This window comes from Marinomonas ostreistagni, from assembly GCF_016461785.1.
GTDB lineage: Bacteria > Pseudomonadota > Gammaproteobacteria > Pseudomonadales > Marinomonadaceae > Marinomonas > Marinomonas ostreistagni_A.
On record NZ_JAEMUH010000012.1, the window covers coordinates 35,825 to 56,321 of the forward strand.

At 45.0% G+C, this 20,497-nt stretch carries 18 protein-coding genes; 7 read left to right on the top strand and 11 right to left on the bottom strand.

From position 1 onward, the window contains the following. Positions 1-55 precede the first annotated feature (55 nt). From trkA to def, 4 genes are all read right to left on the bottom strand, one after another. Entirely contained in the window at positions 56-1,429 is a 1,374-nt protein-coding gene (trkA, locus tag JHD44_RS12915) for a Trk system potassium transporter TrkA (protein WP_199463194.1), read from the bottom strand. A 180-nt stretch (positions 1,430-1,609) separates the two neighbouring features. Next, positions 1,610-2,929: a 16S rRNA (cytosine(967)-C(5))-methyltransferase RsmB gene (rsmB, locus tag JHD44_RS12920; RefSeq protein ID WP_199463195.1), complete on the bottom strand. Its 1,320-nt coding sequence runs from the start codon at positions 2,927-2,929 to the stop codon at positions 1,610-1,612. Continuing rightward, positions 2,926-3,912 (bottom strand): methionyl-tRNA formyltransferase, encoded by a 987-nt coding sequence (gene fmt / locus JHD44_RS12925; RefSeq protein ID WP_199463196.1) that lies wholly within the window; start codon positions 3,910-3,912, stop codon positions 2,926-2,928. The genes rsmB and fmt overlap by 4 nt, the downstream gene beginning before the upstream one ends. A 140-nt stretch (positions 3,913-4,052) precedes the next feature. Then, entirely contained in the window at positions 4,053-4,559 is a 507-nt protein-coding gene (gene def, locus JHD44_RS12930) for a peptide deformylase (protein ID WP_133561515.1), read from the bottom strand. A 220-nt stretch (positions 4,560-4,779) separates the two neighbouring features. On the opposite strand from def, the gene dprA reads away from it, so the two are divergent. After that, positions 4,780-6,048 carry a DNA-processing protein DprA gene (gene dprA, locus JHD44_RS12935; RefSeq protein ID WP_199463197.1) on the top strand — a complete coding sequence of 423 codons (1,269 nt, stop codon included), beginning with the start codon at positions 4,780-4,782 and terminating at the stop codon, positions 6,046-6,048. A 19-nt stretch (positions 6,049-6,067) separates the two neighbouring features. Here dprA and JHD44_RS12940 read toward each other — a convergent pair whose 3' ends face one another. Then, the gene (locus JHD44_RS12940; protein WP_199463198.1) at positions 6,068-6,484 is read right to left on the bottom strand and encodes an RNA-binding S4 domain-containing protein; all 417 of its coding nucleotides are present in this window, start codon (positions 6,482-6,484) and stop codon (positions 6,068-6,070) included. A 45-nt stretch (positions 6,485-6,529) separates the two neighbouring features. On the opposite strand from JHD44_RS12940, the gene cysQ reads away from it, so the two are divergent. After that, positions 6,530-7,375, top strand: a complete 846-nt coding sequence (cysQ, locus tag JHD44_RS12945) for a 3'(2'),5'-bisphosphate nucleotidase CysQ (RefSeq protein ID WP_199463199.1) — start codon at positions 6,530-6,532, stop codon at positions 7,373-7,375. On the opposite strand, the gene JHD44_RS12950 is transcribed toward cysQ, so the two are convergent. After that, on the bottom strand, positions 7,372-7,980 hold the full coding sequence (locus JHD44_RS12950; protein ID WP_199463200.1) for a TetR/AcrR family transcriptional regulator: 609 nt from the start codon (positions 7,978-7,980) through the stop codon (positions 7,372-7,374). The genes cysQ and JHD44_RS12950 overlap by 4 nt on opposite strands. 91 nt (positions 7,981-8,071) lie before the next feature. Between JHD44_RS12950 and fabF the strand changes: the two genes are divergently transcribed. Further along, positions 8,072-9,346, top strand: a complete 1,275-nt coding sequence (gene fabF / locus JHD44_RS12955) for a beta-ketoacyl-ACP synthase II (protein WP_199463201.1) — start codon at positions 8,072-8,074, stop codon at positions 9,344-9,346. A gap of 32 nt (positions 9,347-9,378) precedes the next feature. Here fabF and JHD44_RS12960 read toward each other — a convergent pair whose 3' ends face one another. Next, on the bottom strand, positions 9,379-10,176 hold the full coding sequence (locus JHD44_RS12960) for an AraC family transcriptional regulator (protein WP_199463202.1): 798 nt from the start codon (positions 10,174-10,176) through the stop codon (positions 9,379-9,381). Positions 10,177-10,321: 145 nt separating this feature from the next. Between JHD44_RS12960 and JHD44_RS12965 the strand changes: the two genes are divergently transcribed. Genes JHD44_RS12965 through JHD44_RS12975 form a run of 3 tightly spaced genes read left to right on the top strand, consistent with a single transcriptional unit; the run spans position 10,322 to position 13,748 of the window. After that, complete coding sequence (locus JHD44_RS12965; protein WP_233402114.1) at positions 10,322-11,086, top strand: tRNA-dependent cyclodipeptide synthase; 765 nt, start codon at positions 10,322-10,324, stop codon at positions 11,084-11,086. 14 nt (positions 11,087-11,100) lie between these two features. Next, a complete protein-coding gene (locus tag JHD44_RS12970; protein ID WP_199463204.1) occupies positions 11,101-12,360 on the top strand; it encodes a cytochrome P450, cyclodipeptide synthase-associated in 1,260 nt (419 codons plus the stop codon). Continuing rightward, a complete protein-coding gene (locus tag JHD44_RS12975) occupies positions 12,357-13,748 on the top strand; it encodes a DHA2 family efflux MFS transporter permease subunit (protein ID WP_199463205.1) in 1,392 nt (463 codons plus the stop codon). The genes JHD44_RS12970 and JHD44_RS12975 overlap by 4 nt, the downstream gene beginning before the upstream one ends. Positions 13,749-13,814: 66 nt before the next feature. On the opposite strand, the gene JHD44_RS12980 is transcribed toward JHD44_RS12975, so the two are convergent. The 4 genes from JHD44_RS12980 to JHD44_RS19150 all read right to left on the bottom strand — a co-directional run bounded on the left by JHD44_RS12980 (position 13,815) and on the right by JHD44_RS19150 (position 19,093). Continuing rightward, a complete protein-coding gene (locus tag JHD44_RS12980) occupies positions 13,815-15,134 on the bottom strand; it encodes a TRAP transporter large permease (RefSeq protein WP_199463206.1) in 1,320 nt (439 codons plus the stop codon). Then, on the bottom strand, positions 15,134-15,685 hold the full coding sequence (locus tag JHD44_RS12985) for a TRAP transporter small permease subunit (protein ID WP_133561503.1): 552 nt from the start codon (positions 15,683-15,685) through the stop codon (positions 15,134-15,136). Before JHD44_RS12985 ends, JHD44_RS12980 begins: the two co-directional genes overlap by 1 nt. A gap of 68 nt (positions 15,686-15,753) precedes the next feature. Further along, on the bottom strand, positions 15,754-16,779 hold the full coding sequence (locus JHD44_RS12990; protein ID WP_199463207.1) for a TRAP transporter substrate-binding protein: 1,026 nt from the start codon (positions 16,777-16,779) through the stop codon (positions 15,754-15,756). Positions 16,780-17,206: 427 nt separating this feature from the next. Further along, positions 17,207-19,093: a methyl-accepting chemotaxis protein gene (locus tag JHD44_RS19150; protein ID WP_199463208.1), complete on the bottom strand. Its 1,887-nt coding sequence runs from the start codon at positions 19,091-19,093 to the stop codon at positions 17,207-17,209. A gap of 377 nt (positions 19,094-19,470) precedes the next feature. Between JHD44_RS19150 and JHD44_RS13000 the strand changes: the two genes are divergently transcribed. Then, positions 19,471-20,421, top strand: a complete 951-nt coding sequence (locus tag JHD44_RS13000; RefSeq protein WP_199463209.1) for a LysR family transcriptional regulator — start codon at positions 19,471-19,473, stop codon at positions 20,419-20,421. The last annotated feature ends 76 nt before the right edge of the window (positions 20,422-20,497 follow it).

Consider the following 20,497-nt stretch of genomic DNA (forward strand, 5'->3'; position numbering starts at 1 on the left):
AAAAAATGTCCCAGCCGAAGCGTGGGACGTTAGTAAAAAGAAGTTAGTTTGCATGTTAAAAGAAGCTTAAGCCAACTTGGAACAGTTGCTCTACTGCCGGGATCTGCTTCTTATTCGAGACAAAAATAATCACATGGTCTTCTGCCTGAACGACGACTTCACCAGTGGCTAAGATTACTTCGTCTTCTCGCACGATGGCGCCGATGGTGGCTCCTTCCGGTAGTGGAATATTGGCAATCGAACGCCCTACTACTTTAGAAGAACGATGGTCACCGTGAGCGACCGCCTCGAGTGCTTCCGCTGCACCTTTACGCATGGTGTGTACATTGACCACGTCACCACGACGGATAAAACTCAATAGCGAACTGATCGTCGTGTGCTGCGGAGAAATGGCGATATCAATCATGCCTTCTTGAACAATGTCGACATAGGCTGGGTTATTGATGATGGTCATTACCGTGCGTACACCAAGCACTTTGGCCAACATCGATGACATAATGTTGGCTTCATCGTTATTGGTGATGGCACAAAACACATCTGTGGACTCAATGTTTTCTTCCAGCAGTAGCTCTTGTTTTGAAGCATCGCCATTTAACACAATGGTGTTATCTAGGGTTTCGGAAAGTACGCGACAACGTTCTGGGTCACGCTCAATGATTTTCACCCTGTACTCTTTCTCAAGACTTTGTGCCAGACGCTCACCAATATTACCGCCTCCGGCAATAATGATACGACGATAAGGTGTATCCAGTGGACGCAGCTCACTCATCACATCCATTACATCGCGCTGCGCGGCCAAGAAAAACACTTCATCGTTAGCATGAATATGGGTATTGCCATCCGGCTTGATGGACTGGCCATTTCGATAAATAGCCGCAATACGAGTTTGAATGGACGGCATGTGTTCGCGCAAAAAGCTAATTGGACGATCAATCAGAGGACCGCCCTTTTCCGCTTTGACCACCACTAATTGAACTTTACCTTCAGCAAACTCCATCACTTGTAATGCACCAGGATAACGAATCAAACGAGTCAAATGTTTCGTTACTTCCTTCTCCGGACTGATACGAACGTCCATTGGCAAAGCCGTGTCGGCGAAAATCTTCGGGTATTTAGAGTAAGCATTAGAACGAATACGGCCAATTTTCGTCGGGGTCTTAAATAACGTGTAGGCGACCTGACAGGCAATCATATTGGTTTCGTCTTGGTTGCTGACGGCGATTAACAAATCGGCATCGTTACAACCTGCTTGGTCCAATACGTCTGGGTGGGAACCGCTGCCATGAACTGTTTGAATGTCTAGGCGGTCTTGTAGCTCGCGCAAACGATTATGATCGGTATCGATGACTGTAATGTCGTTGTCTTCGTTTGCCAAGTTCTCCGCCAGCGTTGCGCCAACTTGGCCCGCGCCAATAATTATGATCTTCATGGTCAGCCTTAGAGCGTATTGCTCATCGCATGTGAAAGAGCGTCTTAAAATAAGAGTCCATTGCGTACACATTTTAAACGCGATTGAAGAAATATTTAACGTTGTTTAGATGAATAATCTATATATTTTGAGCAATGCGCCCCTTCTTATTTCATGAGAAGGGGCGCATTGAGGAGAGGGTTAGCCTTTTTTGATCAGACAGTAGTAAAAGCCGTCTTGGCCATCCAAAGTTGGAAAGACCTGCACCCCATGGGTAACAGCCTTACCAAAGCCAAGTGCTAACTTGTCATTAAGTAGATTCAGAGGACATTCTTTTGCGTCTTCGGTACGAGCCAAAAAGCTTGTGATTTGCTGCTCGTTTTCTTCTGGCATCAAAGAGCACGTCGCATAAAGCAAGTAACCACCCTGCTTCAAGGTTTGCCAAGTGGCATCCAAAATACTGGCTTGGATGTCGCAGAGCGCAGCAATATCATCTGGCTTGCGGTTGATCTTAATATCTGGGTTACGGCGGATGACACCTGTTGCAGAACAAGGAGCATCCAATAGGATTTTGTCGAACGGGGTCTTATCCCACCACTGGTCTGGCTGACTGGCATCGCCACAGATTAACGCCGCCGATCCACCTATCCGTTCTAGGTTTGATTCAATGCGGGCTAATCGCCAAGGCTCTAATTCGACTGCCGTTAAATCTAAGTCAGGTGCGAGTTCCAGTAAGTGACCTGTTTTACCTCCTGGCGCTGCGCAAGCATCGAGCACTCGCTCGCCTGTTTGGGGAGCCAATAAGCTTGCTGCCAATTGAGCAGATTCATCTTGGATGCTGACATGACCGTTTTCAAAATCAGGTAACATAGTGACCGGTACAGCGGATTCTAGGTACAAACCTGATACTGAAAAGGACGTTTCACGTGAAACAATGCCCTGTTCTGCTAATTTTTGTTTGTACGTTTCACGTGAAACATGTGCTTCGTTGACTCGGATACACATCGGTGGATGAGCATTGGTGGCTTCAATAATTGAGTCCAGCTCCGCATCCCAATGCTTCTTAAATCGCTTCACTAGCCACTTAGGCAAGTTGTGTGCCATGGAAGGTTGAGAAGATAAGTTCTCAAGAATGTCCTCACGCTCTCGCTGATAGCGACGCAAGACGGCATTCATCAACTTTGTGGCCCACTCTTTATCTAACTGACGACAGAGCTCAACTGACTCATGTACCGCAGCATGATCAGGGGTACTCATATGTTCAATTTGATAGAGCCCCATCAGCAATGCGGCATACAGATCAAAGTCTTTTTCTTCAAACGGTTTGCTTAACAAACTCAGAGCGACGGTGTTCAGCTGCGGATAGAAGCGACACACACCAAAGCACAGTTCTTTAGCTAACCCTTGTTCGTCGTATTCGACATGGCTGATTTGCTTATTAATCTGTGTGGACAAAGAGCCGCGCTGTAGAAGCACTTGCTCGAGAATTTTCGCACTGACTAAGCGAGCGGATTGGCTCATGCTTGGCTCCCAAGTCGTTTGCCTAATTGCAGTTGATCCTTAAATTTGCCATTCAGTGCATCTTGCACTGCCATACGTTTACCGCCAGGGAATTGTAGTTCAGTAATAAGAATAGAGCCTTTGCCTGTGTTCACAACGATCCCTTCTTTGCTGACCATGGTAATTTCACCGCATTCGAAGTCTTGGTCTTCGGTGTTAAGCAGCTTTGCTGCATGGATCTTCATTACTCCTGCTGGGGTTTGAGTATAAGCGCCTGGCCATGGTAATAAACCACGAATGCGAAGACTGATCACCGAAGCGTCTTGAGTCCAATCCACTTCCCCTTCTTGTTTCGTCAATTTATCTGCATAGCAAGTCAGTGAGTCATCCTGTTTTTCAGGTGTCACTTGTCCTGATTTAATAGCTTCTAAACCTTCGATCAGGGCTTCGCCACCTAACACTGCCAGACGGTCATGTAATGAACCTGATGTGTCCTCCGGTTTGATATCGCATTCTTTCTTATGCAACATGTCGCCTGTATCAAGCCCTACGTCCATTTGCATAATGGTAATACCGGTTAATGTATCGCCTGCAATGACAGCACGATGGATCGGCGCGGCACCTCGCCAACGGGGTAGCAATGACGCATGTACGTTAATGCATCCAAGCTTAGGTGTGTTCAAAACGGCTTTCGGCAAAATCAGACCGTAAGCGGCGACAATCATAATGTCAGCATTCAAATCTGCTAGCGCTTGGCGATCGGCTTCGTCTTTAAAGTTCAGCGGCTGATAAACGGGAATATCGTGCGTCAGGGCAAGCTGCTTTACTGGACTTGCCACCAATTTCTGACCACGACCCGCTGGGCGATCTGGCTGAGTGTAAACCGCGATGACTTCGTATTGGTTCTGTGCGGTGTGATCAAGTACAGCTTGTAGACTGGCAGCAGCAAAATCCGGTGTGCCAGCGAAAACAATACGTAGAGGCGTTTGAGTAGTATCTGTCATGGTGCGTCTAATGCCCTCATGTAACGAAACAGTTTCATGTAACGAAAAATCAGGCCGTAGCCTGATTTTTAAAAAGAAGATGGTTGTAACTATTCAATACAAGTTAGTCGCAAGCGTTCACGACGCTATACGATATGCCTTTAGGCACGTTTCTTCTGTGCTTTTTGCAGCTTAGTTTTGATACGGTTGCGCTTCAGTGGTGATAAGTAATCCACCATGAGCTTGCCGTCTAGGTGGTCAATCTCGTGTTGTACACACACTGCCATCAACTCATCCGTGTCCATTTCAAACGGCTTACCATGTCGGTCTAGTGCTTTCACTCTTACTTTTGCTGCACGGTAAATATGTTCGTAGAAACCTGGTACGGATAAGCAGCCTTCTTGGAATTCGTTTGGCTCTTCGTCTAGCACGTCGAACTCTGGGTTAATGAACACGATAGGTTCATTGCGTTCTTCAGAGAAGTCCATAACAACGATGCGGTAGTGGTAGTCTACCTGTGTTGCAGCAAGGCCAACGCCTTGCTCGTCATACATGGTATCAATCATGTCGTCGATCTTTGTCTGCAAGGCGTCGGTAAATTCTGTGACCGGCTCTGCTACTTTGCGCAAACGTGGATCTGGATATTCTAAAATGGGTAGTACAGCCATAAGGATTTCCAATAATGTGTTCGTTTAGTGCCCATTACAATTAAGTTCTGTAGGGCTGATTTCATTATTTCTATTGTAACGCATTCAGACCAAAATGCCTGCATATGAACTGGCCAAATTTTATGCAATGTGATTAAATACGTCGCAATTTTTAGCGCCCCTACGCTAATGGAATAAGTACAAACATTCGTTTGTATACTGTGTCTGCAAGGATTGCCGCATGAATACCCTACACCATGGATTTAGCCAGAGAGATTGGCTGGCATTGAGCTTATTACCTAGTATTGGCGCAAATCGCCTTGCTAGCTTATGGACTTATCTATCTGCTTGGAGTTCGTCTGATCAAGACACTGAAAGTCTCATACTAGAGGCTTGTTCTAGTGATTCAAGTTTTGAATGCGCAGCTCAGTCAGTGGATTTCCAAGTACTGAGAGCGTTAGGCTGGTCTGAGCATGTTGCGAAAGCCGCTGATGTGTATCTCCAAAACGGTAGGTTGCCATACGAGGTCGAAGAGCGTTTAGAACAGACTGAGCGCTGGCTCAGTGATATTGGCCAGTCAATCGTATTTCGTGACGAAGCCAATTACCCTGAATTACTCAAACAAATTGCCGTTCCTCCCCTATGCTTGTTTGTCAAGGGAACCTCTAATGCTTGGGCTCGGCCATGTATAGGGGTAGTCGGCTCGCGTAATGCATCAGGCTATGGACGCAGCTTAGCGCAAGAATGGAGTGAGAGGTTAGCAAGTCATGGTTACGCTGTTTGTAGTGGTGGTGCAAAAGGTATTGATACCTATGCTCACCAAGGTGCTTTAACAGCTCAGTCAAGCACTGTTGCCGTTATGGGAGCGGGTCTTTTGAATTGGTATCCACGTCAGAACTATGGCCTATTCGAGCGTATTATCGAACAAGAAGGTGCGTTGATAAGTGAGTACCCATTAACGACACAGCCAAGGCCTAATCTATTCCCCCCTCGAAATCGTATTATCAGTGGTATGAGCCATGGTGTATTGGTTGTTGAAGCGTCTGAAAAAAGTGGATCTTTGATCAGTGCGCGCTATGCGTTGGAAGAAAACCGCGAGGTGTTTGCCATTCCAGGACGCGTTGGTGATCCGCAGTCTAGTGGTACCAATCACTTAATTCGGCAAGGGGCAACTTTAGTCCGTTCTATAGATGAGATGATTGAAGAGCTTCCTCGGGAATCTCGTCTGATGTCGAGTCTGTCTAAAGAGACGACGACACCCTCCCGTAAAAAAGTCCCCCTAACCGATCGTCAAACTCGTCAATCTACATTACAAACAGGCGGTTTATCTGGACAAGCCTCTTCCCTGCTACAGATTTTTTGGCAAGAGCGAATTAGTTTGGACTTTGATGCCTTGATTCGTAAAACAGGAATGGGGGCGTCGGAGTTAGCACAGATATTGATGGAGCTTGAATTGTCTGGCCAAGTGATTAATGCGCAGGGGCACTATCAATATACCCCCACCACGTAATCAGTATTTGTATTCGATATTAAAATGAGTCAAAAATATCGCGCTTGAGTTGTTTGATATCACGACGTTCTTTCTTGTTTGGCTTGTGATCTGCCATGATGCGACCACCAAACGACTTGTGCTCAAGAGCACGTCGTTCTCGCTTCTCGACGGACTCGGATGTTTCGCTGTAAAGCTTTTGGGCTTCTGGTGCGCCTTTGCGCTGCTCACTTAGGCCCTTCACTTCTACTGTGACTTCGTCCCAGCCTTTACGAATGGTAATTAGTGCGCCAAGCTCAACATTACGAGCGGCTTTGCCTTTGGCGCCGTTGTACATTACCTTGCCACCGTCGATGGCTTCTTTGCAAAGTGTACGGGTTTTGAAAAAACGGGCCGCCCAGAGCCATTTATCTAATCTTACTGCTTGTGAATCTGGCTGTTTTTCTGCTTTACTCATAAATTGAACACACGAAAAAATGAAACGAAAGAAAACAGTACTATTATGATGGATGTAAGTCGCCACCCTACTTTTCTAGCACTGCAACAAATCATACACGATGCATCCGATGCGATCATGGAGATTTATCAGAAAGCTGACTTAGGCGTAGAGCATAAGTCGGATGACAGTCCTGTAACCGCTGCGGACATTGCTGCTAATCGCATTATCATGGCTGGTCTGAAAGCCCTGACACCGGATATTCCGATTTTATCGGAAGAAGCGGTTGTGGACTTCGAAGAACGCAAAGACTGGCAGCAGCTTTGGGTTGTTGATCCTCTGGATGGTACGAAAGAGTTTATTAAACGGAATGGTGAATTTAGTATCAACATTGCCCTTGTGGAAGATGGAGCCCCGATTCTTGGTATCGTCTTTTTGCCAACTACGCGAGAAGGCTATTTTGGCGTAACGACTGAGTGGCAAGGCATTGAGCCTTGTGCCATCAAGTGGCATGACGATGACATCGAGAATATTTCTGTACGTGAGCCCCGTGAGCCGCTCGTGGCGATGACCAGTCGAAGTCATGGTCCTGCCTTGCCACAAGACTTGAAAGACACTCTCAAAGAAGCCTATGAGCAGGTACGTGAATTACCTAAGGGGAGTTCGATCAAAGGTTGTCGTATTGCCGAGGGGATTGCAGACCTGCACCTGCGTCGTGGCCCAACAAGCGAATGGGACACTGCTGCCCAGCAAGCCATTATCGAAGCCGCTGGTGGGATGTTAGTAGCGCCGAGTGGCAAGCCATTCCGTTATAACCAACGGGATACACTGCTAAATGGTCACTTTATCGTGGCGGGACCTGAAGTCGCGCCCGTGATTCTTGATTGGTACCAACAACGAGAAGATGACTAAGTAACGTCACTGACCATCGTCCTGCAGGCTAAGCCCTGATTCAAACGCGTCAGAATCCTACCTTGGGCGCGTTTGATAAAATCCTGTCGTAGCGGTTGGGTAACTGAACGTGCGATCGATACAGTCCCCACCAAAGATACTACCGTCTCTTCAGCGAGGCATTTGGCTTGCTTCACACCACGCTTTTCTAAAATGTTTGCCAATCGATCGACAAGACTGTCAAAGCATTCCTGATAAGTTTGACGTACCGTTTCATCTTGATGCGCTGCATCGGTGACTAAGAACTCTAATGGAGAGGGTGAATCAGGGTTAGGATCGCTCCAGCTAAGGTAGCGCGCTATCAGCGCTTTTAAATGCGTTTCTTTGTCTTCGGTTTGCTTCGCAGCACGCGCCCAAAATCCTTTCGCCGTAGCAAACTTTAGCGCCGCCTCGTATAAAGAGCTCTTACCGGAAAAGTGCGCGTAAAAAGCCCCATGGGTCATATTGGCCTGTTTCATGATTTGATTCAGTGTGACCCGATCAAACCCTTTTGAACAAAATAACTTTGCCGCAGCCTGCAAAATACGCTGACGAGTCTGTTCTTTATGTTTCGGCGAATAAGGCATATTGCCCCCTGCAAAATATTATCTTGATCATAAATAGCTCAACTTTAGCATACGAGTTTATATAAATTCGCAAACAAATGTGGAGAACTCGATGTTAGCAAGCCAACGTTATGTCATCACCGGAATGGGTATGGTGTCGCCTTTGGGCATAGGTGTCGAAGCTGTATGGGAACGTTTGATTCGAGGTGAGTCGGGCATACGTCCGTTACCTGCCAACTTATGCGAAGGCGTTACGACACAGATTGCTGGTCAAGTTCCAAGCCATCAGGAGCTGGAAAACGGCTTAAATGAAGCGGACTATCTGTCACCAAAAGATCGTAAGCGCATTGATCTGTTTACCTTATTTGCCATCGCAGCCGCTGAAGAAGCGCTGCAGCAGGCAAATTGGCATCCTGAGTCTGAAGCAGACAAACAGGCGACGGCAACCATCATCGCCACAGGCATTGGCGGCTTACCCGTTATCACTCATGCTGAAGAGGTACGAAAAGCACAAGGCGCAAGGCGTGTGTCGCCGTTTACGGTACCGGCTTTTTTAGCTAATTTGGCTGCTGGTAACCTTTCGATTCGCTTTGGTTTTAAAGGGCCGTTAGGCACACCTGTTACTGCCTGTGCGGCGGGCGTTCAAGCCATTGGCGATGCCCTTCGCTTGCTTAAAACTGGTGAAGCCAAGGTCGCTTTAGCAGGCGGTACAGAAGCCTGTATCGATCCTTTATCGTTAGCGGGCTTTGGCGCATTGAAAGCGCTCTCTACTCGAAATGATGCACCAGAGAAAGCTTCGCGTCCGTTTGACCAAGACCGTGAAGGGTTTGTGATGGGAGAAGGTGCAGGCTTAGTAGTGTTAGAAACCTTAGAGCATGCATTAGAGCGTGGAGCGACGCCGTTGGTAGAAATTGTCGGCTACGGTACCAGCAGCGATGCTTACCATCTCACTGCTGGCCCTGAGTCAGGTGAAGGTGCCGCCAGAGCCATGCAACAAGCGATCAACATGGCGGGTGTTAAAGCCTCGGATATTGGTTATGTGAATGCCCACGCAACGTCGACGCCTGTTGGCGATCGAGGGGAAATTAACGCCCTACGCTCAGTATTTGCTGAGGCGATCAACACCGTTGCGATTTCCTCGACGAAGTCTTCGACAGGTCATTTGCTAGGAGCCGCTGGCGGTGTAGAAACGATCTTCAGTGCGCAAGCGTTACGTACGTCTACCCTACCCGCGACCTTGAACCTAGAGCAACCGGATGAAAGCATGGGAGACCTTGACCTTATCCCTAAGCATGCTCGCCAACAATCAGTCGACTATGTGCTGTGTAACGGCTTTGGTTTCGGAGGTGTTAATGCAGCGTTGATTTTAAAACGTTACTCGGAGTAATAGAAAAGAAGATAGCCAACCTATTATCTCGCTTATCGATCAGTCTGTTGGTATAAAAATTGTTTGGGCGGAATACCAACAGCATTGGTCACCATCGCGGTAAAGGCACTAGGAGAAGTGTACCCTAGTTCATAGGCAATTTGCTGGATAGGCATTTTCTGGGCGGCTAATGCTACGGCTTGGGATAAAAGCACTTGCTGCCTCCATTGGTTAAAATTCATACCAAGATGTTTGTCAAAAAGCCGAGTTGCCGTACTTAAACTGGCCCCTGAGCGCGAGCATAAATATTTGAGTGTAGTCGCCTGTTTTGGCGCTTCTAAAAATGCTTCACATATGGCTTTTAGACGTCGCTCCTTTGGCATGACAATTCCTATTGAAAGCGCTTTTAAATGCTCAAACTCACTGCAAATAACCTCACATAATGCATGATATCTCGGTGTTTTTTCATGTCCATGCAACAGTCCTAAAGCAACCACTAATTCATGTAGAAGTGAACTTACTTTGAAAACTTGGCATTGATGCCAATTTGCTAAATGTTTGATCGAAACATCTATATAGACAGATAACAGTTGAGCATTTTCCAGTAAGGTTGCCGCATGCTCAACATTGGGCGGAATCCAGACAGCGTGTCTAGGTGGCACAATATGAATCCCGTTGGTACTGCTAACTTTAACAACGCCCGTATTTGAAAAAACCACTTGAGCCCAGTGATGATGATGGGAGATTACCTTAGTTGTTGTCGTCATATGTCGTGATATCGCCCTAATTGGCATTAACTGACTGGGCTGCAAACTTCTTTCTTCAATGGAAGAAACAACTCTTGTATCCATACTTGATGGCTTCCCGATAGTTTTTGACATTCCTTCGTAATTCGCTCATTTCGAAATTTGGTACAAATATACTTGAGAATGACGACTATTCATAGTTTCTAACTCATTCATATTAATCTCAAATACTGTAAGGGAAATAATGCTAATGGAAAGTGTATATGCAAGTAATAATACGTATGTTAACCACTCTGGCTGGAAAGTGAATATAAACGATTTATTTTCAATTGAAGGTGAAACCGTTCGATGTGATGAAATTATTAAAGCGGGAGAGCATGTTTTTGTTGGAATAAGCCCATTTAACTCTAGATTTTCAAAAGAATATGTTGGCGCTTTAATCAACTGGTCATTAACTAAATTTAATCAAGTGGATGTCCTCATTCCTTGTGAAAAAGAGGCCTCTAGACTATTAATTGCAAGTGGATACTCCGAACATAAAGCGTTAAAAAAAACCAACAGAGAGATAAAAAGGCATCTTAAAAATTTAGATGAGATTTTATCGTCATCTCCTATTAAATATCATTCCATAAGGGTTATTAAATTTTCTGATTTCTATGAATCAGAAGATTATATAAATGTAAGAAAAGAGGTTGAAGAGGCTTACCAAAATGACGCTTTATTTAGAAGATCATGTTTAGATATGTCCCGCCAAGCGATTCTTGGCCGTTTAAGAGGTGTTGGTCAAGATGAAAACCATTTAGAAGAAGACAACATAGATTTAGCACTGCCTTATATTTTTGCCGAACTACCTTTTTATCTTAATACCCCATCAATTCTTGATGTGAGTAAATCTACTCTTATTTATCATAGATCATGGCCTATTGGCGAAGGGTTATTCTCAGGCAGTTATTTATTAAAAGTAAGTGATAAACAAAGCTACGGCCTAGTCACTCCCACTTCTAATTTATTTTGATAGGGAGAAATAACATGTCTAAATTATGTTTCTTTGATGTTCTTGATCCTATTTTTCAAAAGAACCCATATCCTTTTTACCAAGCACTTCATAATGAAGATCTTATATATTGTGACAAGGCAACAGGCGCATATTTTGTTGGCGAATATGCAGAAGTGGAGCGTATTTTAAAAGATCCCTCATTTACCACTGCGCCTTTATCCGTAAGGGCTCAACCAGTCATGAGAGATCGAGTACTCGCTCAGATGGAAGGTAAAGAGCATTCGGAAAAGCGTAGAGCGGTATTACATGGACTAAGTGGCCAATATTTTAAAAAACAGTACCACCCGTTAATTAAAAATATCAGTCAAGAGTTAATTAACCCTTATTTATATAAAGGCTCTTTTGACTTGGTAAATGAGTTTGGGAAGGATTATGCTATATTAGTCACCTTGGGAATATTAGGCTTACCAAAAGATAACTATAAGGAAATAGCCCTATGGCATAAAGGTGTTGCTGATTATATTACAAAATTAAATCTTTCCGAAGAAGAAAAAAATACAAGTTTACAATATAGTAAAAATCTAAGTGATTTTCTCTTGCCTATAATAGATCTAAGAAAAATAGATCCAAGAGACGATTTAATTTCACTATTATGCAACCTTAATAACAGCGAAAATATTATGACAGATAGTGAGATTATCGCTTTATGTTTAAATATATTATTAGCTGCAACTGAGCCAGCAGATAAAAGTCTGGCTATGCTTTTTAAAAATCTGCTAGAACAGCCTGAAGTTTTTGATGATGTTTATAATGATAGAACAAAAATAAGAGCCGCTATTGAGGAGACATTAAGGCTTAATTCCCCTGTTCAACTCATTCCTAGAGAAGCTTCTGAGGATTGTATTGTTGGCGGTATTTCTATAAAGAAAGGCTCTATTATTTTCAATATGATTGGAGCAGCTAACCGTGATCCTAAAGTATTTCATGATCCTAACTTATTTATCTTAGATAGAAGAGCCAAGAATAAAGAAGGTTTCTGCAAAAAACGTCATCTGGCATTTGGTACTGGTATGCATGCTTGTTTGGGAGCAGAATTCTCTCTTCGACAAATAGAAATAACAGCTAATGTCATATTAGACTCGCTTAAAAATTTAAAAATATCAGAAGAATATCACTTTTCTGAAAGCGGTTTATATACAAGAGGACCTAATTCTCTTTTGCTAACATTTGATGCTTTACCCAAATTTAATGAAAACAGTATTGGGAATACTAGGGTAAAGGAGTTGATATGAATGTAACTCATGAGTTAATAAATGATACTGGCTTAACAAGGCAGCACTATCATCGAGTCATTTTGTGTTTAATTGTTGGCAGTGTCTTACCCTTGTTAGATGCGACGGTTGTCGGAGTGATGCTACCAGTATTAGCACAAGAGTTTTCGACTTCGCTTAGTGAATTACAATGGGTAGCAACATTATATGCATTGGCCGCGGCCTGTACCATTCCGCTAACAGCTTGGCTAACAAGATGTTTTGGCAGTAAAAATATCTGGCTCTTAGGGCTCAGCGTTTTTCTTTTAGGGTCTTTACTATGTGGTATATCAGACTCTCCTACAACATTAATTTTATCTCGAATTATTCAAGGCGTAGGTGCAGGAATTCTTACCCCTGTGATGCAGTCTGTATTGCTATTTGAAGTTGGACGCGGTCACTTTAAAGCAGCAATGGCTGCCGTGGCGGTTCCGGCAGTCATTGCTCCAATATTAGGGCCTGTTTTAGCTGGCTGGTTAATGGAATTTGGCAGTTGGCGTTGGGTTTTTCTCATCAATCTGCCCATCGCGACACTTGCGTTAGTGCTGGCAAAGGTTTTGTTAACCCAAGGAACCAAGACAACAAAAGAAGCGTTGGACTGGCAAGGCTGGTTACTGTTTTCCATTAGCATTGGTTTAATATTGTATCTGCTGTCTAATGTTAGTCAGGCTGCTTCTAGTGCGTCCTCTCTCGAATTCAGCGTCATAATGCTGGTAGTTTGTTTAATGGCATCTATAGCCTTTATTAGACATGCGTTATCGAGTAAGTCTGCCCCCATTGTAGATATTCGGCTCTTTTCTATCTCAAGCTTCTTTTCGTCGTGTGGGTTGCTCTTAATATCAAGCAGTGTGTTTTATGGCAGCTTGTTTATTTTGCCCCTGTTTCTTATTGAAAAAGTGGCACTGTCCCCTTTTTTAGCAAGCGTTATGATTAGTGTTAGTGGTATCGGTGCACTTTTTTCTCGTTCTTATATCGCTAAACTCGTGAGTAAATTAGGCACTTCTTGGACGGCCTATTTAGGCATTACCCTTGCTATTGTGGGTACTATTCCTTTGTTATTTCCGCTCACAACGTTTAACACTCTCATTGTATTGGCAGTTTGTATGTTTATTCGAGGAGGTGGACTTGGCATTTTGACACTTTTAGCCATGACCCATGCTTATCACGATGTACCAACAGAGAAGGTTGCTGATGCCAGTTCACTTTCCCGCACCATGACAATGCTTGGTGCGGCTTTTGGTGCTGCTGCTGTTGTTTTGCTAGAAAGATGCGCCATGTACGGCGGACAGAATGGGTATGAGTGGGTGATTTATGGGTTATTGGCAGGTACTTTATGTTGTGTATTTCCTGCTTGGAAGTTAAGAGTATAGCAATCAAAAAAACCGCCTAAGGGTTACCTTAGGCGGTTTTTTTGTTTGCAGCTGTGCTGAGAGTCGCTAATTCATTAGCTTGTTAGGCAACCAAGTCACGAGCTCTGGGTTGAACATTACTATGATCAATACCAATAGCTTGATCAATACGAACGGTGTCACCGAACGGTAGATGTCCAACATGGTGATGCCTGGAGGCGCGATACCTTTTAGGTAGAACAGTGCGAAACCGTATGGTGGTGTTTGTACCGCGATTTCGATGTTCAGGATCATCAAGATACCAAACCAGATCGGGTCAAAGCCAAGTGATACAGCAATCGGTGTGAAGATCGGTGCACACATCAAAACGATGATGAACTCGTCGATGATGAACCCTAGCAATAGCATGATTACCTGGAACAGCACGATGACCATCATTGGTGGCAAACCAAGGTCTTCAGTAAAGCCTGCCACCATGTTCTGAACGCCCATCAATAGGTGGAAGTTACTGAACACTGTAGCACCGAAGATGATCCACATTGCCACACTCACAAGGACGGCAGCGCGAAGGCCTGCGCTTTGTACCATTTTAGGCTTAAAGCGTTTGAAGAAGATCGCTAGGATGATCGCACCCACAACCCCGATAGCGCCGGATTCTGTTGGTGTGGCAATACCCATGATGATACTGCCCAGTACCGCAACAATTAGTAGCAATGACAAGCCACCGTCACGCATCGTTAGCAGCTTCTGCTTCGGTGTTTGAGGTACTTCTGGCACTTTATCCAGCGGTGCTTTCTTTGGGTTTAGCTTACAAGAAATCACTACGTATGCGATCAGTAGGATAATCGTGATCAAAGCAGGTACCAAAGCACCAATGAACATACGACCCACGGAGTTTTGTGTAGACGATGCAAACATGATCATTGGGATACTTGGTGGGATCAAGATACCTAGACCACCACCGGCCATGATGACACCTAGGGCCAGGCGCTTATCGTAACCACGTTCAAGCATTGGACGCAGCGCGATACTACCTGAAGTCATGATGCCGGCACCGATGATACCGACCATGGCACCGATCATTGAACAAACGATGATAACGCTAATGGCTAGGGAGCCACGTACTTTACCGATGATCAACTGGCTGGCACTGAACATGGCATCACCGATACCGGAACGTGTCAGTAATTGCCCCATGTAGATGTACAGTGGAATGGCCAATAGGATAAAGCTGAAGTAAGTGCCTTCTAACGTGGTTGGAATCACGTTAAACAGTGCATCACCCCATGTGATGTAACCCACACCCATGGCAATGCCGCCTAGCGCAAGACCAACAGGAGCGCCAAGTGCGAAGCTTACTAATATACAGACCAGCAAAACGCCGGTTAACACTTCGATACTCATCATTACGCGTCGTCCTCGTCGTCAAAATTACGCTCTGGCAATAGACGTTTACCAGTAAATAAATGCACCGCATCATCTAACCAGTCGCTTGATAGCTGAGCGATGAGTAGTGTGCTGGCGATGGCAATCATGACCCAGAAGTGGTGCATGTGTGGTGCCCATTCGCTTTGACGGCGGTAGTTAAATTCAAGTGCTTCTTCGAACTTGCCGATGCTCATTTTGCAAACGATCACCAAGAAGAAAATCCCCAATGCAAACGAGAACATGTTGAACAAGCTACGTACGCGTGGTGACACTTTGTTATAAAGAATATCTACGTTGATATGGCCGCGGCGCTGTTGTGCGTAGGCACCGCCTAGTGCGGCAATGTAGCCAAACATAAACAACGATAAGTCATAAGCCCAAATAGTTGGCTTATTTAGGAAGTAGCGAGAAAATACTTCGAAAGCTACGACAAACGCCAAGGCTGGCATGACATAAGAAACAGATTTGCCGACGAATTCCACCACTCGGTGAACCACGGCGCAATATAGCCTCATCGCAGTCAATAACATGGAAATGTACCTCGATTAGAAACGAAAAAGGCGAGCGCATAAGCGCTCGCCTCTAGAGGGAGTATCGATTACTTCTGTTCAGCGCGAAGTACGTCGATTAGACGCTTGCTGTACTCATCAGAGGCAGCGTATTCGTCCCATAGACCTGCACCTGCTGCAGCCCAAGCTTTTTTGTCTGCTTCAGATGGCTCTGGAGACCATTTCAGACCTTTCGCTTCCATTTCTGCAACGGCTTCAGATTCCCATTTCTTAGACTTAGTCAGCTGCTCTTCTGCGTGAGTTTTAGTCGCCGCACGAACTTCTTCTTTCTGTTCGTCAGTCAGCTTGTTCCAAGCGTTGCGGTTAACAACGATTGGCAGTACTTGTGCGCCTGCAAGAGGTAGACGGTACATGTATTTCGCTACTTCAACGTGGTTACCGTCACGGTGGTCGATCATGTTAGAACCGATAGAACCGTCGATTACGCCAGTTGATAGAGACGTGTAGATCTCAGACCAAGCTAGAGAAACTGGAGAAGCGCCTAGGTTACGTAGGAACTTACCGTATGCGCCTGGCGCACGGATCTTCAAGCCTTTGAAATCTTCAACAGAGTTGATTGGCTCTTTTGTGATGATGTAAACCGGTGGTTGGATGTACGGGTCAAGCCATACTAGACCTTGTGAACCGTAAGCTTCTGTTAGGATTTCACCCCAGCCTTTGTCATAGAACAACTCATGTAGCTCGTCAGTGTCATCCGTACCACCTGGTAGACCGATTTCCACTACACCCGCTGGAAGTTCACCAGCATGCATAGATTGGAATGGTGCGCCCATGGTTACTAGACCAGATTTTACTGCGCCAAGGATACCCGTTGTACCAACACCTTCACCAGAGTAAAGAACTTGTACTTTCACTGCACCATCAGTGTTTGTTTCGATGTTCTTCGCTAGGTTTTCGTAGATTTCGCCGAAAGCGGTACCACGACCGTAAAGGTTTGCAAATCGCCAGTTTTGGTCAGCTGCGTGAGCGGAAGTTGCTACTGCGCCAGCGCCCAATGCGACAGCAAGAGAACTCGCAACTAACTGTTTTTTTACTTTTAGTAGTGTCTTTAACATGAGTAACCTCTTAATGAGAGTTGCTAATTTAGCCATGTCCTCCCCGACAATGGCGGCTTAATTCGATACTTTCAAAAAGCTTGCACAAATTAAACCGTGCAAAATCACCCTAAAGTTTTGTTTTGACCAAACAATAGGCATGTTTTTAAAAGCCCTTATAAATCAGTCGTATAGTTATTCGTACAGCACACAAATGCTCCAAAATGGTGCTCCTGAACCCCTTATGCTTAACGACTAGTCCCCTAATCTAGTGGTTTGATAATTAAAGCATTTTCTAAATTATATTAGATGGAAGTTCGATTGAAATGCAGATGACATAAAATTGACATAATTTAGCACTAAAATGGTGCGTTTGTTTTCGTTTCGGCATAAAAAAAGAGGAGCTTAGCTCCCCTTTCTTTTTTTTACGATTCTAAAAAATGAATATCTAATTTAGATCGAAATGCTGCATTTGCCCACTTAAGCTTGCAACATGCTGATTGATTTCTTTGCCAGAAGCATTGATATTTTGCGTTGCTTGGTAGTTGTGTTCGATGCTTTGAGCAATGTCATCCATGTCTTTTGCCATAGTTTGTGTGGTTAAAACGACTTCTTGAATTGCTGAAGCAATGGTATGGGTTTGTTGTGCGGCAGCCATTGTTAACGTTTCCACTTCTTTTATGGTAGTTACGGCGCTTTCACCTTTTTCTCGTCCTGCTGCCACTTGCTGTAGACTGATCTGCATGGCCTGAATCACTTGTTGTGTTTCTTGCTGGATACCTTCAATTTTACCTGTGATATTCGTTGTTGCTTGAACAGTTTGTTCGGCAAGGGTGCGTACCTCATCGGCAACTACGGCAAATCCACGACCAGCCTCCCCTGCACGAGCAGCCTCAATCGCGGCATTCAGTGCGAGCAGGTTTGTTTGTTCAGCTACGCCGACGATCAGATCAATCACAGAGTCTATTTCTTTCGAGCGTTCGCCTAATTTGGCCACAATGCTGTGGGTATGTTCGATGGAGCCAGCCACAGATTGAATCGAGTGAATCGCATCTCCGATGACTTGGGCACCAGTCTGTGCCGACTGGTGCGCATGGTTCGCTGCATCATTGACATGCTGAGTCATATTGCTTACGTCTGCCGCCGTTTGAGAGATCTCTTCTGTTGCTGTCGCCAAAGTGTTGCTTCGATCACGAATTTGCTCACTGCCAGACACAATAGTCAGCGCATTGTCACTTAAATGGTCCGCCGTCTGTTCCAGTGCTCTATTACTTTGCTGAAGTTGCTCTACCAATTGGCTTAAGTTATCAGTCATCACATTTGATGTGATTAATATTTGATCGAGTTCGTCATGCTGGTTGAGCGACTGAGACTGATGACGTTTCAGCTTACCAGCGGCGACTTCTTGAAGGCGTTTTAAGATCAGCTGAATCTTACGGTTTAGAGTAAAGATAACGGTTGAGATTAACGCTCCAATTAGAAGTGTTAGCACAATGCTGCCAATAATTAGATCGCGACGTGCTTCATTGGCTGTTGTATGTGCTTGGGATTGAGCGCTTTCTAAAAGAGGGCTTTTTAAGTACTCTGTTGTTTGACCAAGCGTTGCAGAGTTTTGTTCACGTGCGGCATCCAAGCGTTGAGTTAATGATTTCAATGACATCGCTAATTCTGCGACGTGTTTACCAGCGTCTCGGTATGACTCAATCAGCGGATTAAAATCATCGCCAAAGCCTATATCGTTTACTTGCTTCATTAAGCGATCAATACTGTCTTGCCATACTGTTAGGTTATCGGACGTTGAGTAGGCGAGAAAGTCTTTTTCTTTGGCTCGAACTTCTTTAAAGGTGGCGGCAAACTGAGCCAACATCGCTAGCTGCTGTTCTGCTTGGCTCGCTTTTTCATTTAATGTGAGCAGTGCACCGCTTTGATTATCCGTACCTAACATTTGTACCGTGTTTAGAGACTGTTTGAGCCCAGAAAAGTACTCTGGAAGGCTGTTTGCTAGGGCTGCGATATTCTGTTTCGCTTGTGTGTCTAAGAAAGGGTTAGCTTGTGCTTCTTCAAGCACTGTTTGTTCTGCTAAGTGATCCAGCTCTTCGTACAAACTGTCCATTGTAGAAGCAGAAGGGCTTGCGGCATGACGCTCAAACTTAAGCAACGTAATTTCAAGATTACTCAAGTTAGCGTAACTGTCAGCGATTTTATTGGCTTTTAAGCCGGCTTGTTGCATTTGCTGAAAGTTGATGACGGCATAAAAGCCAAAGCCAGCAAACCCCAAGCAAACTAGAACTAAGGTGGCGATCAATTTTTGTCGCACAGAAAGTGATATCGACACGAACAACTCCTGAAATAGTGTAGTGCTATTAGCGTGAGGCTGAACTACTGACTCAGCGCGTCTTAAAAAAAAGCCCGAGCGGGTGCGCGGGCTAAAAAGTAAGTACGAAGATTCTCAATTAAAGAAGTGTGAAGACACTTCTATAGAGCCACTGGCAACGATCAATAAGGGTGATTTAATTCATCTAAGCCAGTCATTCCACCTTAGAGAAGCTTGAGGTTGATTGAAACGCTCTTCTTTAAATCTAAAGTTAGGCGTTGACCAAACAATGCACTTAGGCACAATGGGTAGCTTCAGGAAGCTTAATATAGCCATGTCGTAAGGGTTGGTATCGGATATACTGGTCAAAACATCTGACGCTGCAGTTAGGAGGTGTGATGAGTGCAAACAATTATTCGCTGGGCCAAGTTGGCGATTATGAGATCAAACAGCTAAAAGTATTTAAGACCGTGGTGGATTGTGGTGGCTTCTCAGCTGCTGAAACCATGCTGAATATCGGGCGTTCGACCATTAGTTTGCATATCTCTAACCTGGAGTCTCGCCTGAATCTAACGTTGTGTAAGCGTGGCCGTGGAGGCTTTTCCCTGACTGAAGAAGGGGAAATTATCTACCGCATGACCGAGACCTTGTTGGAGTCATTGGACGCTTTTCGGATTACGGTCAACAACCTGAATGCCAGTTTAACCGGGCGACTGCGTATTACCTTATCGGATTCGGTGAGCTTGGACTCTCGCTGTCGTATGCCTGAGCTGATTAGGCATTTCACCGATCGCGCTCCCGAAGTCACTTTGTATACTAATGTGGCGTCTATGGCCAAAATAGAACGCACCATTCTCAACGATGAAGCCGATGTGGGCTTTATCCCCTATCACCGTAAATTGGATGGCTTAGAGTACATCCATCTATACAGTGACAACTGCTATATCTATGTTGCCAAAGATCACCCGATTGCCAAACTCAGTGAAACTGAGCAAGTAGCCGAAGTGGACAGCTACCCTGCTTCCCACGCGGGCTTGAAACCACACGAAGGCGTCAGTGAGCAGATTTCTAACATGAACTTGTCGGCGATTTCGTACTTCTACGATACGCGTCTAGCCTTGATTTTATCTGGTCGCTACATCGGTTTCTTACCCGAAGAATACGCATCAGAGCACGTTGATCGAGGTGATATTGTCGCCGTGGCAACCAAACAGCGCCATTACACATTGGGCATGGCCGTTATCTACAAGAAAACCGCTCAGCCTAATAAGCCTCGAGAACTGTTCCTGCAGGTGTTACGCGAGCAGCTTGCTGTCGCCCATGACAAAGCTGAAGCTGCACCGTATTAAAACCACGTCTGATTATTTTTGTTAAGCCCATTAAAAAAGCCCCCATCCATGAGGATGAGGGCTCAAACAACAAGAC